Source organism: Micromonospora sp. NPDC005205, from assembly GCF_040608275.1.
Classification (GTDB): domain Bacteria; phylum Actinomycetota; class Actinomycetes; order Mycobacteriales; family Micromonosporaceae; genus Micromonospora.
The window spans coordinates 134,206-150,397 of record NZ_JBEXHV010000002.1; the positions used below are offsets into that span (position 1 = coordinate 134,206).

Annotated in this window: 13 protein-coding genes; 3 read left to right on the forward strand and 10 right to left on the reverse strand. The window is 71.4% G+C overall.

Annotated features, from left to right (window positions below; translation table 11 throughout):
* Positions 1 to 89 precede the first annotated feature (89 nt).
* Both ABZU43_RS05290 and ABZU43_RS05295 read left to right on the forward strand, forming a co-directional pair.
* Positions 90 to 932, forward strand: coding sequence for an FAD:protein FMN transferase (locus ABZU43_RS05290; RefSeq protein WP_355005303.1), 843 nt, complete (start codon positions 90 to 92; stop codon positions 930 to 932).
* 309 nt (positions 933 to 1,241) lie between these two features.
* Positions 1,242 to 1,598 carry a hypothetical protein gene (locus ABZU43_RS05295; RefSeq protein ID WP_355005304.1) on the forward strand — a complete coding sequence of 119 codons (357 nt, stop codon included), beginning with the start codon at positions 1,242 to 1,244 and terminating at the stop codon, positions 1,596 to 1,598.
* 75 nt (positions 1,599 to 1,673) lie between these two features.
* Here ABZU43_RS05295 and serA read toward each other — a convergent pair whose 3' ends face one another.
* From serA to ABZU43_RS05320, 5 genes are all read right to left on the reverse strand, one after another.
* A complete protein-coding gene (serA, locus tag ABZU43_RS05300) occupies positions 1,674 to 3,272 on the reverse strand; it encodes a phosphoglycerate dehydrogenase (RefSeq protein ID WP_355005305.1) in 1,599 nt (532 codons plus the stop codon).
* 392 nt (positions 3,273 to 3,664) lie between these two features.
* Complete coding sequence (gene ilvC, locus ABZU43_RS05305; protein ID WP_355005306.1) at positions 3,665 to 4,678, reverse strand: ketol-acid reductoisomerase; 1,014 nt, start codon at positions 4,676 to 4,678, stop codon at positions 3,665 to 3,667.
* Between the two features lie 94 nt (positions 4,679 to 4,772).
* Positions 4,773 to 5,288, reverse strand: a complete 516-nt coding sequence (gene ilvN / locus ABZU43_RS05310) for an acetolactate synthase small subunit (protein WP_088991111.1) — start codon at positions 5,286 to 5,288, stop codon at positions 4,773 to 4,775.
* A 79-nt stretch (positions 5,289 to 5,367) separates the two neighbouring features.
* Entirely contained in the window at positions 5,368 to 7,248 is a 1,881-nt protein-coding gene (locus tag ABZU43_RS05315; RefSeq protein ID WP_355005307.1) for an acetolactate synthase large subunit, read from the reverse strand.
* A 187-nt stretch (positions 7,249 to 7,435) separates the two neighbouring features.
* Positions 7,436 to 9,808, reverse strand: coding sequence for an EAL domain-containing protein (locus ABZU43_RS05320; protein ID WP_355005308.1), 2,373 nt, complete (start codon positions 9,806 to 9,808; stop codon positions 7,436 to 7,438).
* Positions 9,809 to 9,919: 111 nt separating this feature from the next.
* Here ABZU43_RS05320 and ilvD point away from each other — a divergent pair, with 111 nt between their 5' ends.
* Positions 9,920 to 11,767, forward strand: a complete 1,848-nt coding sequence (gene ilvD, locus ABZU43_RS05325) for a dihydroxy-acid dehydratase (RefSeq protein WP_355005309.1) — start codon at positions 9,920 to 9,922, stop codon at positions 11,765 to 11,767.
* A gap of 70 nt (positions 11,768 to 11,837) precedes the next feature.
* Here ilvD and ABZU43_RS05330 read toward each other — a convergent pair whose 3' ends face one another.
* From ABZU43_RS05330 to ABZU43_RS05350, 5 genes are all read right to left on the reverse strand, one after another.
* Positions 11,838 to 12,341: a phosphoribosyltransferase gene (locus ABZU43_RS05330; protein WP_355005310.1), complete on the reverse strand. Its 504-nt coding sequence runs from the start codon at positions 12,339 to 12,341 to the stop codon at positions 11,838 to 11,840.
* Between the two features lie 229 nt (positions 12,342 to 12,570).
* Positions 12,571 to 13,485, reverse strand: coding sequence for a DNA-processing protein DprA (locus ABZU43_RS05335; protein WP_355005311.1), 915 nt, complete (start codon positions 13,483 to 13,485; stop codon positions 12,571 to 12,573).
* A 117-nt stretch (positions 13,486 to 13,602) separates the two neighbouring features.
* Positions 13,603 to 15,627, reverse strand: a complete 2,025-nt coding sequence (locus tag ABZU43_RS05340) for a hypothetical protein (RefSeq protein ID WP_355005312.1) — start codon at positions 15,625 to 15,627, stop codon at positions 13,603 to 13,605.
* Positions 15,624 to 15,875, reverse strand: coding sequence for a hypothetical protein (locus tag ABZU43_RS05345; RefSeq protein WP_355005313.1), 252 nt, complete (start codon positions 15,873 to 15,875; stop codon positions 15,624 to 15,626). Before ABZU43_RS05345 ends, ABZU43_RS05340 begins: the two co-directional genes overlap by 4 nt.
* On the reverse strand, positions 15,872 to 16,165 hold the full coding sequence (locus ABZU43_RS05350) for a DivIVA domain-containing protein (RefSeq protein ID WP_355005314.1): 294 nt from the start codon (positions 16,163 to 16,165) through the stop codon (positions 15,872 to 15,874). The genes ABZU43_RS05345 and ABZU43_RS05350 overlap by 4 nt, the downstream gene beginning before the upstream one ends.
* Positions 16,166 to 16,192: the final 27 nt, after the last annotated feature.

Consider the following 16,192-nt stretch of genomic DNA (forward strand, 5'->3'; position numbering starts at 1 on the left):
CTGCCTACGGTAGTACCCAGTGGGTCGCGGGGGCCTGCTGACCAACGGGGTCGCGGTGACGCGGCACCATGTGCGAGGGGGCAGATGCGATGCGCATCGACGAGCAGCCGCGGACCCGCTGGCCGGACACGTCCGCGTTCCGCAACCGCCGGCCGGACCTTCGACTCGGCAGCCGCCGGCACCGGATCGACCCGGCCGCCGCCACCGAGGGCCGGATCGCGGTGCAGCACACCGTACGCACCGCGACCGCCGAGTACACCCTGCTGCTCAACGCCCCCGAGTGGCTCGGCCGCCGGGGCGTGGGCGAGGCGTTGCGGGACAGCGTCGCCGAACTGCGCGCCATCGACCTCACCTACGGGCCCAACCGGCCGGAGAGCCTGGTCTCCCGGCTGCGTCGGGGCGAGATCAGCCCGGAGTCGTACCCTCCGCTCGCCGATCTGGTGGACCGCTGCGCCGCGATGCGCGCGGCCACCGACGGGTGGTTCGACGCCTGGGCGGTGCCCGGCGGCTTCGACCCGGGCGGCCTGCTGGGCGGTTGGGCTGTGGAACGGGCCGCCGAGCGACTGCGCAACGCCGGCATCCACGACTACGCCGTAATCGCCGGCGCTGACCTCGTCGTCCGGGGCCGCGCGCCGCACGGCGGACCCTGGCGGGTCGCGGTGCACCACCCGACCGCACCCGAGCGCGCGCCGCTGGTGCTGGAGATGACCGCCGGCGCGGTCGGCACCTCCGGGGTGACCGGGCGGCAGGGGCACGTGGTGGACCCGCACACCGGCGAGCCGGCCGATCACCTCGTCGCCGCCACTGTGGTGGGCCCCGACCTGACGATCGCCGACGCCTACGCCACAGCGCTCTACGCCGCCGGCCCCACCGGCCTGGCGTGGTTCCGGGGCAACTCCGACTATCGTGCGCTCTTCGCCCACCGTCGCTGAGCGGAACGACGTAGCGATCGGCCCCCACGGTCTCGGCAACGACAGTGGGGGCCGGTCAGCGACGAGTGCGCGTGGCTCGCACAACCGAGGGGTGCGGACCGGTCGGGCCGGACGTCGACCGCGCCACCCGAAGACGGGCCGGCGCCTCGAACTCGGCCAGTGACCGCAGTGCGTACGCTAGCGAATCGACGCAACTCAACGCAAGAGTCTCCACACCGGACCGTCGCTACCGGAGACTGCGGTGATCGGTGGTTGACCGGCGGCGAGGCAGTTTCGACATGATGAACGACGGATGGCACGCTATCCGCCGTGAGTTTCGATCTGAGCGTGTGGGCCCTGGAGGACAGGGCGACGCCCGAGGACGTGCGGACAGCGGTCAACGGTTGCCGGCAGGGGCGGCACGTGGACCGCTACCCCGATCCGCGGGTGGTCAGCTTCTACCGGGCGATCACCGCCTCCTATCCGGACCGTCACCCCGGCCCGAACAGCCCGTGGGCGGTGGCGCCACTGCACGCGGCCCACGACCACGTCGAGCTGAACCTGCACCCGACCTGCGCGGACCAGGTGCTACTGGACATCGAGCGGCTGGCCGGCGAGCACGGGCTGATGCTCTTCGACCCGCAGGACGGCTCGGTCTACCCGCCGCCGGCGCGGCTGCCCGGCTGACCTGACCGGCGGCACGGACGGGAAATGACGAGGGGCCCGGCGAATCGCCAGGCCCCCCACGGTGTTTGTCGTCTACTACTCGTCGCGCAGGTCGGCGGCGCTGGCCGCCGTGGCGCCGATCGAATCGGCGGCCGACGTGAGCAGGTCGGCACCGAGCGCCTGGTCGACGGTGAGCGTCATCAGCGTTTCACCGCCCGCCTCCCGACGAGCCACCTGCATGGCGGCGATGTTGATGCCCGACTCGCCGAGCAGGGTACCGACAGTGCCGACCACACCCGGCCGGTCGGCGTAGCGCAGGAAGAGCAGGATGCCCTCCGCGCCGATCTCCACGTCGAAGCCGTCCACCTCGGTCAGCTTCAGCACGTCCCGAGCGCCCGAGTGGGTGACAGTGCCGGAGACGCTGACCGTCCGGCCGTCCGGCAGCGCGCCGCGCACCGTGACCAGGGTCGGCTGCTCGGCCGTCTCGGCCAGCGTGGCCAGGGTGACCTCGACGCCACGCTCGGCGGCCAGGTGCGGGGCGTTGACGTAGGTGACCTGCTCCTCGACCACCGAGCTGAACAGGCCCTTGGTGGCGGCGAGCTTGAGCACCGAAACGTCGTGGCTGACGATCTCACCGCGGACCTCGACAGTGACGCTGGCGGCGACCCCACCGGCGACCGCAGTGAACGCCCGGCCGAGCTTCTCCGCCAGCGGCAGCAGCGGCCGAACGTCCTCGGCGACCACACCGCCGGCCTGCACGTTCACCGCGTCCGGAACGAACTCGCCCTGCAACGCCAGCTTGACGCTCTTGGCCACGGCGAGACCGGCCTTGTCCTGCGCCTCGTGCGTGGAGGCGCCCAGGTGCGGGGTGGCCACCACGTTGTCGAAGGCGAACAGCGGCGACGAGGTGCACGGCTCCTTGCTGTAAACGTCGACACCGGCGCCGGCGACCCGACCCTCGGCGATCGCGTCCGCGAGCGCCTGCTCGTCGACCAGCCCACCACGGGCGGCGTTGATGATTCGAACGCCGGGCTTGACGAGCGCCAGCTCCTTCTCACCGATCAGCCCCACCGTCTCCGGCGTCTTCGGCAGGTGGATGGAGATGAAGTCGCTCTCCCGCAGCAGCTCCTCCAGGCCGACCAGGCGGACGCCGAGCTGCGCCGCGCGGGCCGGCTGGATGTACGGGTCGTACGCGATCAGCCGGGTGCCGAACGCGGCGATGCGAGACGCGAAGAGCACCCCGATACGGCCGAGCCCGACCACGCCCACCGTCTTGCCCTGCACCTCGACGCCTGTGTACTTCGACCGCTTCCACTCCCCCGCCTTGAGCGCGGAACTGGCGCTCGCGGTGTTACGGGCGACGGCGAGCAGCAGCGCGACGGCCTGCTCGGCGGCGGAGACGATGTTGGAGGTGGGCGCGTTGACGACCATGACGCCCCGCGCGGTGGCGGCCGGCACCTCGACGTTGTCCAGCCCGACGCCCGCCCGGGCGACCACCTTGAGTCGCGGCGCGGCGGCGACCGCCTCGGCGTCGATCTGGGTCGCGCTGCGCACGATGACGGCGTCGGCCTCGGAGAGCGCCGAGAGCAGGGCCGGACGGTCGGTGCCGTCGACGTGACGGACGTCGAAGTCGTGGGCGAGCACCTCGATGGCGGCGGGGGCGAGTTCTTCGGCGATCAGTACGACAGGGTTCATCGGTCCTCGTAGAGGTCGTGTATGCGATCGGCCCGGGCGGCGGGGGCGCCGCACTGCGCCCTGCGCTGATCCGTGCCGTGGCCGTCAGGTGCCGGCTGCTGCACCTACAGGCGATCGTAGGGGCCCCGCTGGTCGGCGTGTTCCGGTCTTCGGGGTGAGTGCCCTCACACGCCCGGTCGAGCGCCGGACATCGGCCGTTCACCGCACCGACACGGTTGCTCCGGCCGCGCCGAGCACCGGCGGCGCTGGTCAGCCGGTCACTGCGGGAGAGTCGTGGCGCACGAACACTGCCGCCCGACGTATCGATGGGCGGCAGCATGCCGGGCAGCCCCGGGGCGGCGCTGGGGAGAGCGCCGGCCCAGGGGCTGTCGGTGGATCGTCGGTCGGACGGGTCAGGCGGTCTCGGTGATCGGGCGGTCGACCCAGCTCATCATGCCGCGCAGCTTCTTGCCGGTCTCCTCGATCGGGTGCGCCGCACCCTCGGCCTGCCACTTGGTGAAGTTGGGCCGGCCGGCCTCGTCCTCGGCGACCCACTCGCGGGCGAACTCGCCGGACTGGATCTCACCCAGGATCTTGCGCATCTCGTCCTTGACCCGGGAGTCGATGATGCGCGAGCCGCGGGAGAGGTCGCCGTACTCGGCGGTGTCGGAGATGCTGTAACGCATCTTCGCGATGCCGCCCTCGTACATGAGGTCGACGATCAGCTTCAGCTCGTGCAGGCACTCGAAGTAGGCGATCTCGGGGGCGTAGCCCGCCTCGGTGAGCACCTCGAAACCGGTCTGCACCAGCGCCGAGGCGCCGCCGCAGAGCACCGCCTGCTCGCCGAAGAGATCGGTCTCGGTCTCCTCGGTGAAGGTGGTCTTGATCGCGCCGGCCCGGGTGCCGCCGATCCCCTTGGCATAGGCGAGGGCGAGGGCGAAGGCGTTGCTGCTGGCGTCCTGCTCGACGGCGACGAGACAGGGCACGCCCTTGCCGTCGCTGTACTGGCGGCGGACCAGGTGGCCGGGGCCCTTCGGCGCGACCATCGCCACGTCCACGTCGGCCGGCGGCTTGATCAGGTCGTACCGGATGTTGAAGCCGTGGCCGAAGAAGATGGCCTTGCCCGGGGCGAGGTTCGGGGCGATCGACTCCGCGTAGATTCCGCGCTGGGCGGTGTCCGGTGCGAGCACCATGATCACATCGGCCTCGGCGGAGGCCTGCGCCGGCGTGAGCACCCGGAAGCCCTGCTCCTCGGCCTTGGGACGGCTCTTCGAACCCTCCGGCAGACCGATCACCACGTCGACGCCGGAGTCACGCAGCGACAGCGCGTGGGCGTGGCCCTGGCTGCCGTAGCCGATGACCGCGACCTTCTTGGCCTGGATCAGGCCGAGGTCGGCATCGTCGTCGTAGTACACCTCAACGCTCATGAGAACTTCCCTTTCGTACGACGGCCGGGGCGGCCCGTCGTGGTCTGTGCGGATGAATGCGCCGGACGGCCGGCCGAGGCCGACCGGTGGCGGGTCAGGCGGCCCGCAGCGCGGGACCGGCGGTGATCGAACGCGAGCCGCGCCCGATGGCCACCAGCCCGGACTGGACCATCTCCTTGATGCCGAAGGCCTCGAGGTCGCGCAGGAGCGCGTCGAGCTTGTCCGGGGTGCCGGTGGCCTCGATGGTCAGTGTGTCCGGTGCGACGTCGACCACCCGGGCGCGGAACAGGTTGACGGTCTCCAGCACCTGCGACCGCGCGGCCCGGTCGGCGCGCACCTTCACCAGCAGCAACTCCCGGGCGACCGAGACCTGGGGATCCAGCTCAACGATCTTGAGCACGTTGACGAGCTTGTTCAGCTGCTTGGTGACCTGCTCCAGCGGGGACGACTCCGCGTTGACCACGATGGTGATCCGGGAGACGTCCGGGTTCTCGGTCTCGCCGACCGCGAGGCTGTCGATGTTGAAGCCGCGCCGGGAGAACAGGCCGGAGACCCGGGCGAGCACGCCCGGCTTGTTCTCCACCAGCACGGACAGGGTGTGCATGGTCATGCCACGGCCTCGCTTCGCTCGGTCATGGCATGACCATGCGCATCACTGAGCTTGATGATTCGTTCGCTTCGCTCACTCATTAAATGTCATCCTCGTCGAAGACCGGGCGGACGCCACGGGCGAACATGATCTCGTCGTTGCTGGTGCCGGCCGCGACCATCGGCCAGACCATCGCGTCCTTACCGACCACGAAGTCGATCACCACGGGGGCGTCGTTGATCTCCATGGCGGCGGCGATGGTCTTGTCCACGTCATCGGCGCTCTCGCACCGCAGCCCGACGCAGCCCAGGGCCTCGGCGAGCTTGACGAAGTCGGGGATGCGGTGCTTGTGGGTGCCGAGCTCGGTGTTGGAGTAGCGCTCGTTGTAGAAGAGCGTCTGCCACTGCCGGACCATGCCGAGGTTGCCGTTGTTGATGACGGCGATCTTGACCGGGATGCCCTCCAACGCGCAGGTGGCCAACTCCTGGTTGGTCATCTGGAAGCAGCCGTCCCCGTCCACCGCCCAGACCACAGTGTCCGGCTTGCCGACCTTGGCGCCCATCGCCGCCGGCACCGCGTAACCCATCGTGCCGAGACCGCCGGAATTCAACCAGGTGTACGGCTTCTCGTAGGAGATGAACTGCGACGCCCACATCTGGTGCTGGCCCACCCCGGCCACGAAGATCGCGTCCGGGCCGACGATCTCGCCCAGCCGCTTGATCACGTACTGCGGGGACAGGGTCCCGTCGACCGGCTCGTCGTAGCCCAGCGGGTAACGGTCGCGCAGGTCGTTCAGCTGCGTCCACCAGTCACCGAGGTCGGCGGTGCGCCCCGACGACCGCTCGGCGGTGACAGCGGCGATCAGCTCGTCGATGACGTGCTTGGCGTCGCCGACGATCGGCACGTCCACGTGCCGGTTCTTGCCGATCTCGGCGGGGTCGATGTCCGCGTGCACCACGACCGCGTCCGGGGCGAACGAGTCCAGTTTGCCGGTGACCCGGTCGTCGAAGCGTGCGCCGAGCGCGACGATCAGATCCGCCTTCTGCAGGCCGTAGACCGCGGCGACGGTGCCGTGCATGCCGGGCATCCCCAGGTGCTGCTGATGCGAGTCGGGGAACGCGCCGAGCGCCATCAGCGTGGTGACGACCGGGATGCCGGTCAGCTCGGCCAGCCGCCGCAGCCCGTCGGTGGCACCGGCCTTGAGGACCCCGCCGCCGACGTAGAGCACCGGGCGTCGGGCCGCGGCCATCAGCCGCGCCGCCTCCCGGATCTGCTTGCCGTGCGGGTGCAGGGTGGGCCGGTAGCCGGGGAGGTCCAGGGTGGGCGGCCAGGAGAAGGTGGTCGACGCCTGGAGCACGTCCTTGGGGATGTCGACCAGCACCGGACCGGGTCGCCCGCTGCTGGCCAGGTGGAACGCCTCGGCCAGCACCCGGGGGATCTCCTCGGCGTTCTGCACGAGGAAGTTGTGCTTGGTGATCGGCAGGGTGATGCCCTGGATGTCCGCTTCCTGGAAGCCGTCGGTGCCGATCAACGGGCTGGCCACCTGCCCGGTGATGGCCACCATCGCCACCGAGTCCATGTACGCGTCCGCGATCGGGGTGACCAGGTTCGTCGCCCCCGGGCCGGAGGTGGCGATGCAGACCCCGACCTTGCCGGTGGCCTGCGCGTAGCCGGTCGCCGCGTGCCCCGCGCCCTGCTCGTGCCGCACCAGGATGTGCCGGACCGTCGAGTCGTAGAGCGGGTCGTACGCCGGCAGGATCGCGCCGCCCGGAATGCCGAAGACGACGTCGACCTCGAGCGCCTCAAGGGACCGCACGAGCGAGCCGGCCCCGGAGATCGGGGTCGCGGCGGCGGGCCGTACCGCCGGGGCGGCCGGGTTGGCCGTGCGCGTGGCGGCCTGGTCGACGTCGACGGTCGGGTCGGCGGTCGCGCGGGCCCGGCGGGCGGTGTGGGCGAGGGTCTCGGGCGTGGGTCTCGTCATGGCGGTTCTGGCCTTCGGCTGGAGTGGCTGGTGGCTAGTCAAGCGATGCGACGCGGGCGGGGCCCGCTCGCCAGGTTCCGATGGCAATAAAAACGGCCCTCGTGCAGATGCACGGGGCCAGCGCACTCTCGGTGAGGGAGAGTGCGCTCAGGTAAGTACTCGCAGCGACCGGTACGACGACATGCGGCTAAGCCTGACGCATCTCACGCGATGAGTCAACTGATCCCACATGTTGGTTAACGGAGGTCGGCGCGTCGACCGGCGACGCGCCATCGGCGGGCGGGTTGAGCTGCCCGGACATGCCCGGAACGCGGCGTGGCGCGGGCACCGGAGCGGGACGCGCACCCGGTGACGTGGCCGCCTCCAGCATCGCCTCCAGGTGCTCGGCCGGCACCCCCCAGCCGAAGAGCGCGCCCTGGCCGAAGCGGCAACCGGCCGCCACCACCGCGGCCAACTCGGTCGGGGTGGTCACCCCCTCGGCGATCACCTCCAGCCCCAACTGGTGACCCAGGCGCATGACGATGTCGACCATCGGGGCGAACGCCGGGCCGTCCTGGCCGACCGGGCGGACCGGCTCGTGCTCGGCGACCAGGCTGTGATCGATCTTGAGGATGTCGATCGGCAGCCGGCGCAGCTGCCCCAGCGACGAGTAGCCGGCCCCGAAGTCGTCAAGCGCGATCCGGACACCGGTCAACCGCAGCGCGGTCAGCCGCCGGATCAGCTCGTCCAGGTCGGTGGCGACCGCGTGCTCGGTGACCTCCAGCACCAGCCGCTGCGGCGGCACGTGGTGGGCGCGCAGCGCCTCGGCGACCTGAACCACGTACTCAGGGGCGTGCAGCTCGCGCGGGGAGACGTTGACCGACACCCAGACGTCGTGCCCGTCCGCCAGCCACCGGGAGAGCTGGTAGCAGGCCTGATGCAGGACCCAGGCACCGAGCGGGGCGATCATGCCGCACTCCTCGGCGAGCGGGATGAACTCGTCCGGACGCACGTTGCCCAGCTCAGGATGGTGCCAGCGGAGCAGCGCCTCGGCGCCGACCGGCCGCACCGACGGCAGCGACGCCACCGGCTGGAACGCCAACCGCAGCTCGTCGCGGTCGATCGCGCCGCGCAGTTCGTGCTCCACAGTCGTACGCCGGCGCAGCAGTTGGTCGTACGCGGCGTCGTACCGCTCGATCCGGTTCTTGCCACGCTGCTTGGCGTAGCGCAACGCCAGGTCGGCGTGGCGCAGCAGCAACTCCACGTCCGGCTCGTCGGCCCAGTCGGCCACCCCGATGCTCACCGACAGGAAGACCGGCCCCTCCGGCTGGTCGTAAGGGCGGTTGATCACCCCGAGGAGTCGTTCGGCGACCCGGTCCGCCTCGACCGGTCGGCCCTGCATGAGTACGGCGAACTCGTCGCCACCCAGCCGGGCGGCCACGTCGCCGGGGCGCAGGTTGCCGCGCAGCCGCCGGCCCACCTCGGCCAGCACGGCGTCGCCCACGTCGTGGCCCCGCATGTCGTTGACGTTCTTGAAGCCGTCCAGGTCCAGACCGAGCAGCACACACGGGTTGTGGTCGGCGGCGTTGTGGTGCAGCGCCCGGAGCAGCCCGCGCCGGTTGGCCAGTGACGTCAGCGGATCGGTGTGCGCCAGCTCACGGAAGTGCGCCTCCCGCTCGGCCAGGCGGCTCGCGTACGCCCGGACGTCGCGAAGGGTGAGGTACTGCCGTGCCACCAGGGCGAAGCCCTCCACGCTGCCGGCCACGATGCCCGCCGCGGTGAACCGGCCGTCCTGGGCGAGGTGGTACATGGCCGAGGCGGCCATCGCCAGCATCGGGGCGATCGCGTACTCGCCGTCGCTACCGACCAGGTCAAGGTCGATCTGCCCCGGTCGGTCGGCCCGGTGAACAGTGAGCGCCACGGTCAGCAGGCCGGCGGCGAGCACCACCGCACCGGTCAGCGCCATTGTCGGCCCGGCCTGGCAGAGCCCGGCGCTCAGACCCAGCCCACCGCAGGTCACCGCGCTGATGCCGGCGCCGAGCGCGGCGAGCCGTCGACGTGGGGTGGCGGCCCGGAAGACGATGATCACGACGAGCCCGGCGCTGAGCGCGGCGCTCACAGTGGCCACCAGGATCGCCGGGCAGGCCATCGGGGTGGCGGCACCGAGCAACCGGGTGGGCTCGGAGAAGAGCACCCAACCGACGAACCACAGCGCCGCCGCCATGACCAGGCCGTCCAGGGCGAGCCGGGCCGTTCCGGCCGCGGTGGCGGCCACCCCGGGCAGCCGGAGCAGACCGGCCGCGAAGGCCAGCCCGCTCACCGCCGTGCCGATCGCCACCATCGTCGCCCAACCGGTGCGCTGCCCCTGCTCGTGGGCCCAGTGGTCGTTCGCGCTGAGCGTGGCGACCACCCCGGCCAGGAGGCTGAGCAGGGCAACTCCGGCGGCGCCTGCGAGCAGCACGTGTGCCGGCCGACGCGGCACCGCCCGCCGCCGGGCGACGACGGTCAGCAGCACGGCCGCCACCGCGGCGACGAGCCCGCTGAGCGCCGCGACAGCGACCATGCCCGGTGGAAAATGCACGCCTCCAAGAGTGCCGGATGGGCGCACGTCATGGGGGGCTGAGTGTGCATCTGTTGGGACACGGCAGATACGGGGGCGGGCCGGCGCGTCGACGGTGTCATGCTGGTATGCATGCCTGAGCTGCGGTCGAGGACTTCCACACACGGTCGGACGATGGCCGGCGCCCGGGCCCTCTGGCGGGCCACCGGGATGACCGACGACGATTTCGGCAAGCCGATCGTCGCCATCGCCAACAGTTTCACCCAGTTCGTGCCCGGTCACGTACACCTCAAGGACATGGGTGGCCTGGTCGCCGACGCGGTCGCCGAGGCCGGTGGGGTGGGCCGGGAGTTCAACACCATCGCTGTCGACGACGGCATCGCGATGGGCCACGGCGGCATGCTCTACTCGCTGCCCAGCCGTGAGCTGATCGCCGACGCTGTCGAATACATGGTTAACGCGCACTGCGCGGACGCCCTGGTCTGCATCTCCAACTGCGACAAGATCACCCCCGGGATGCTGCTGGCCGCGCTGCGGCTCAACATCCCGACCGTCTTCGTCTCCGGCGGCCCGATGGAGGCCGGCAAGACGATGGCGATCGAGGGCGTCGTGCACAGCAAGATCGACCTGATCGACGCGATGATCGCCTCCTCCAACGAGGCGGTCACCGACGAGCAGCTCGGTGAGATCGAACGCTCCGCCTGCCCGACCTGCGGTTCCTGCTCCGGCATGTTCACCGCCAACTCGATGAACTGCCTCACCGAGGCGATCGGGCTCGCGCTGCCCGGCAACGGTTCGACGCTTGCCACCCACGCCGCCCGCCGGTCACTGTTCGTCGAGGCCGGCCGGACCGTCGTGGAGATCTCCAAGCGGTGGTACGACGGCGACGACGACTCGGTGCTGCCGCGTACTGTCGCCTCCAAGGCCGCCTTCGAGAACGCTGTCGCCCTGGACGTGGCGATGGGCGGCTCCACCAACACGGTGCTGCACCTGCTGGCCGCGGCCCGCGAGGCGGAAATGGACTTCGGCGTCACCGACATCGACGCGATCTCCCGCCGGGTGCCGTGCCTGGCCAAGGTCGCACCGAACTCGCCGAACTACCACATGGAGGACGTGCACCGGGCCGGCGGCATCCCGGCGATCCTCGGTGAACTGGACCGGGCCGGGCAGCTCAACCGGGACGTGCACGCCGTGCACTCCCCCTCGCTGGCGCAGTGGCTGACCGACTGGGACGTGCGCGGCGGCTCCCCCACCCCGACGGCTGTCGAGCTGTTCCACGCCGCTCCGGGCGGGGTGCGTACCGTCGAGCCGTTCTCCACCACCAACCGGTGGTCGTCGCTGGACACCGACGCGGCCGGCGGCTGCATCCGGGACCGCGAGCACGCCTACTCCGCCGACGGTGGGCTGGCCATCCTGCACGGCAACCTGGCACCCGAGGGCAGCGTGGTGAAGACCGCCGGCGTGCCCGACGACTGCCTGACCTTCCGCGGCCCGGCGAAGGTCTACGAGTCGCAGGACGACGCGGTGACCGCGATCCTCGCCAAGCAGGTGGTCGCCGGGGACGTCGTGGTGATCCGGTACGAGGGGCCCAAGGGCGGCCCCGGCATGCAGGAGATGCTCTACCCCACCTCGTTCCTCAAGGGCCGCGGGCTCGGCCGCTCCTGTGCGCTGCTCACCGACGGCCGTTTCTCCGGTGGCACCTCGGGGCTCTCCATCGGGCACGTCTCCCCCGAGGCGGCCTCCGGCGGGCTGATCGCCCTGGTCCGCGACGGCGACGAGGTCGTCATCGACATCCCGGGCCGCTCGATCTCACTCGACGTGCCGGAGGACGAGCTGGAGGCTCGCCGGGTGGCCGAGGAGAAGCGCGACAAGCCGTACACCCCGACCGATCGGCAGCGGCCGGTGTCGGCGGCGCTGCGCGCGTACGCCTCGATGGCCACCTCGGCCAGCGACGGCGCCTACCGTCGCGTCCCGGAGTAGAAAGCCGCTTCCGCCCGTACTGCCGACATCCGTGATGTCGGGGTATCCCGTCGAACGGGACACCCCGACATCAACGTTCTACAGCGCACTTAGCCGGGTCGAACATCGGATCCTCGATCGCCTTCAGCAGCGGTCGGGATGCCACATGCTCCGGCCTGATGTGCCGCCCGAGCACCACGACCGCCACCGACGACGCGCCAGCGTTCTTCAACGCGTACGCCAGCGACTGCGCCCGGGAACCTGTCGTCCAGGTGTCATCCAGAACCAGCGGCCGAACGCTGACGCTCTCGACCGGAGGCTGGACCGTGAACCAGTCGCGCTGGAACGTCCGCGTCTCAGATCCGTGGCGGGGGTTGGACAGCGCCGTGAGCCACGGCAGTCCAAGACGATCACCGATCAGATCCTGCAGGGGGTGCGGGTGAGACTGGCCCCGGGTACTCGGCACGACCACCACGTGGGTAGGCGCACCGCCCATCCGGTCAGCGACGCAGTCAAGGTGCCGCTGCAGGAACAGCAACAGCAGTGCGAGCAGATTCCACCTAGCCTGGGCCGACCCTGGCGTCGACTTGTACACACGCAGGTGGTGATGATGCTGACCGGTACGCGGCGAGTAAGCGATTGGAGCGACCACGTCGGCGAGCAGGCCACCAGAAGCCGTCTGGTGTTCCTGGCAGGGGTAGCAGTAGTCGAACCCAGCAGTGCGGACACCGCGACACGTCGGGCAGATCCAGGGGAGGATGGGCAGGGGATTTCGAAGGAAGTTCCGCTGGGTCTCGACGTACTCCCGGACCCTGGCCCACGGGTCAGAGGCTGGCGAAATCAGGAAAGCCCTCGAACTCGGCCGCAGCCGGTGAACGGTCGATAATGGCGTCGACCGCCTCCACCAGCTCCATCGTCCCGTGCGCGACGTGGACGCCGGGCCGGGCGGCGAAGGCGCGTGCCCAGTCGTGTCGCATCACCTGGCTGGTGAGTACCACGGGCCGACCGTGCTGGAGAGCGAGCCGCGCCTGGATCCGGGCTCCACTGCGTTCACCGGCTTCGATGACCACGGTGGCAGCGGCGTAGCCGCTCATCACCGCGTTTCGCATCGGGAAGCTCTGCTTTGTCGGGGCGGCATCGGGCCAGAACTGGCTGAGCACCAGCCCAACCTCTGCGATGTGCTCCTGGAGCGCACGGTTGACCGTCGGGTAGTGATGACGAATTCCGGTGCCGATGACCGCGACGGTGCGGCCCCCCGCTGCGAGTGCCGCCTGGTGGGCCGCGGTGTCGATTCCTTTCGCCAGACCGCTGACCACCGTCACCCCACGGCGGGCCAGCGATTCTGATACCGAGCTGGCGATCTCGACTCCTCGATCGCTCGCTTCGCGGCTGCCGACCACAGCGATGGCCCGAGCGTCGGGGCGCGACTCACCTCGGGCGAAGAGCACTGGCGGCATCTCACGGATGTCACGCAGCTGGGAGGGGTAGTCGTCGTCGAAGAAGGCCCGCACGGTGATGCCCTCGGCCCACCAGCCCGCGAGGTCGCCGGCCGCCGCCTCGATCAGCGAGTCGACGGAGCGGGTGTCGGGAAAGAGCGTGTCGGTCTGCCCGACGACCCGGCGCAGGACTGCCAGCGCGGTGCCGACCTCTTGAATGTCGTGCACGACGTCAGACCAGCCGAGGTCCGGCTGCCGCAGCAGCGCGATCAGCGCAGCCCGCTCCACCGTCACCCGGTCCATGCCCCTGATCGTAGAGGCAAGTCCTGGCAGCCCGGCCCACCGGCCACGCGGAGCCGGTAGAGAAGCCCGGCGCACCTCAGCTCGCTCCACGTGATCGAACATATGTTCCCTCAGCCCTCAGGTCAACCGAAGATCGCGCAGGTCGGAAGCTTCGGCGAGGAGGCGTACGCCGTCGTCGTCGTGTCGGTGCACGGTGCAGCCGGCGCGGGTGAAGCGCACGGTGACCACCTGCCCGGCGTGCCGGGCCGCCAGGCGCACCAGGTCCTGCTCGGGGTCGGCGACGTCACGCGGCCCCGAGCCGGGCACCGATATCGGAGAGGTCGGGTCGGTTGGGGCGGCCCCGGCGACGGCGTCGGTCAGGCACTCGACGCACCAGGCGAGCGCGGCGGCCAGACTCGGCCGGTGCGGGAAGTCGTCGGGGCGGACAGGTGCGTCAAGTGGCTTCACCTCGACCGACCAGCGCAATCCGTCGGCCAGCAGTGGGTCTGCGGCGTTGTGCAGCAGGTCGCACGCGGACACCACGAGGGCCAGGTCAAGGCCGAGGGCGAGCCGCAGCAGCTCGGACAACGGCGGCGCGTCCGGACGTGCCGCCACCACGATCAGGCGGCCGGCCGCCGTGCCCCGGCCGGCGTGGCGCACGTATTCCCGCACCGGGTCGGCCCCGGCCCAGGGCAGGGTGATGTAACCGTCGCGTAGGTCCCGGTCGATGTCGTGCCCGCCGTCGGCGTCGCGGAGGTCCTCGGGCCGCGCGCCGAGGACAGCCGCCCAGGAGCCGAGCCGGTAGCGGTCCGGGAGCTGCACGACGGGCCGGCCGTTGGGTTGGGTGGCGACCAGCGGAGTGACTTCGGGTGTGCCGGCCTGCCAGGCCAGGTGCACCACCCGGTGCCGCAGGTCAGTGACGGTGACCGACACGGTCCGAAGCAGACGGTGAGTGTCGCCGCAGGTGAAGCAGTGCAGCGCGGATGGGCGCAGGCCCGCGCCGCAGCAGTGCGGGCAGTCCGGGTCGGCCGCGCTACCGCCGAGCCGGCAGTCGCAGGCGCGTAGCCGGCTGTGTGGTCGGCAGTCCGGGCAGGGCCGCCGGGCGACGGGTGCACCCAGCCAGGGCGGGTCCGGTGGTGCGTAGCCGCGGGTCACCGGCACATCCACGCGGCGAAGCACCTGACCGGTGGGCTGCTCCGCAAAGGTCTCCACCGGCTCGCCGGCGCGAAGGGTGGTGTGCCACCAGCGGCCGTCCCGCCACAGTGCCTGCGCGCCGGGCAGCTCGTCACCGTTGGTCGCATCGACGCAGTCGGCCAGGACGCGGCGTTCAAGCTGGTCGACGTCCACGGCCGGGGCGAGCGGTGGGCGTGGCGAGTCGGGGCGGAACAACCGGGCCGGGGCGGTCCGGCCGCGCTCGGCGAGGCCGGTGAGCGCGGTGGTCGCGGAGGTGGTGGCCAGCGCTTCCGGCAGGTCCCGGCACCAGCTGGGCGACCCGAGCGGCACCGGGGAGCCGGGCACCTCGTACCGGACGGCCCAACCGAACCCCGCACCCTGCCGGCGGGCCTCGACGACCAGGTCGAGCAGCAGCAGGTCGGCCAGCGCACACAACCGGGCCAGCCGTGCAGTCGGGTCGACGGTCGCCGGGGCGGTGGATCGGCCCAGCACCAGCCGCCAGGGGGCGTGATCGGCCCGCAGGATGGCGTGGGCCTCCAGCTCGAGCCGCAGCGTTGCGGGCAGGTCGGGTCGCCACTGCCGGTCCAGCCACAGCGAAGGCGCGTCGGCCTCGTCCAGGACCGCGCCGACGGTGGCGGCGAGTTCGCGTACCCGGGAAGCAAGGTCGACCACCCAGCGGCCCGTAGGGTCGGGGTGGGGGTCGAGGCCACCCGGCACGACCTGGTGGGACGCGACAGCGCCGGTGTCCAGGTTGGCGACGGTGACCACGAGCTGCGCCCGCCGCCGGCCGCGCCGCCCACAGCGATGACAGGGGTACGCGACGGTGCCCGCGCCGCGACACTGCTCGCAGCTCCGGTACGCCTCCCGGCGCGGCCCGAGCGCGTCGGCGTCGGCGAGGAACCGGTCGCCGTAGGTGGTGCACCGGCACGGTTCCAGCGTGAAGGTCATCCCGTCGCAGTCCGGGCAGACGGCTACGGGTATGGCGGTCACCGACACCGCCGGGCCGCGCAGTCACCGTCGTGCTCCACCCGCCGCACGCACCGCCTACCGCCGTCGAGCGGCTGGTCACAGAACACCCGATGGCGTACGCCCTGCGCGTCCTCGGCGGACACCGTGGTCTCGCCCGCGTCCACTTCGGTGAGGAAGGTCAGGGAGCGGGCCAGGGTGCCGGCGAAGTGTTGGGCGGCCGGAAGGTCGGCGGCGGTGAACGGCAGGTGCGCCACCCAGCGGGCGCTCATCGGCGGGCCGCCAGGTCCTCGCGGGCCCGCTGGGACTGCCAGCGCTTCAGCGCGTCCTTGATTCGCTCGGTCTCCCGTCGGCTGCTGCCCAGCGCCGCGTACACCTCGGCCATGTCGTCGGCGACCTGGCCCAGGAACTCGGCGACCTCCACGGCGTCCACGCCACGCCGGCCACGGCGGGTGAACCGGCGTCCGCGGACCTGCCAGGGCTTCAGGGGTACGTAGTTGGCCGCCCGATAGGGCGCCGGCCGGGGTGGCTCGGCCCGGAAATGACGGAGAAACGCGCGCACGACAGTGCCCTCCTCGGCAGGTGACCC

Excerpts from the sequence above, each read along its gene's own strand:
- ABZU43_RS05290 (WP_355005303.1), top strand. The coding sequence starts at position 90 with ATGCGCATCGACGAGCAGCCGCGGACCCGCTGGCCGGACACGTCCGCG.
- serA (WP_355005305.1), bottom strand. The coding sequence starts at position 3,272 with ATGAACCCTGTCGTACTGATCGCCGAAGAACTCGCCCCCGCCGCCATC.
- ilvC (WP_355005306.1), bottom strand. The coding sequence starts at position 4,678 with ATGAGCGTTGAGGTGTACTACGACGACGATGCCGACCTCGGCCTGATC.
- ilvN (WP_088991111.1), bottom strand. The coding sequence starts at position 5,288 with ATGACCATGCACACCCTGTCCGTGCTGGTGGAGAACAAGCCGGGCGTG.
- ABZU43_RS05315 (WP_355005307.1), bottom strand. The coding sequence starts at position 7,248 with ATGACGAGACCCACGCCCGAGACCCTCGCCCACACCGCCCGCCGGGCC.
- ilvD (WP_355005309.1), top strand. The coding sequence starts at position 9,920 with ATGCCTGAGCTGCGGTCGAGGACTTCCACACACGGTCGGACGATGGCC.
- ABZU43_RS05335 (WP_355005311.1), bottom strand. The coding sequence starts at position 13,485 with ATGGACCGGGTGACGGTGGAGCGGGCTGCGCTGATCGCGCTGCTGCGG.
- ABZU43_RS05345 (WP_355005313.1), bottom strand. The coding sequence starts at position 15,875 with ATGAGCGCCCGCTGGGTGGCGCACCTGCCGTTCACCGCCGCCGACCTT.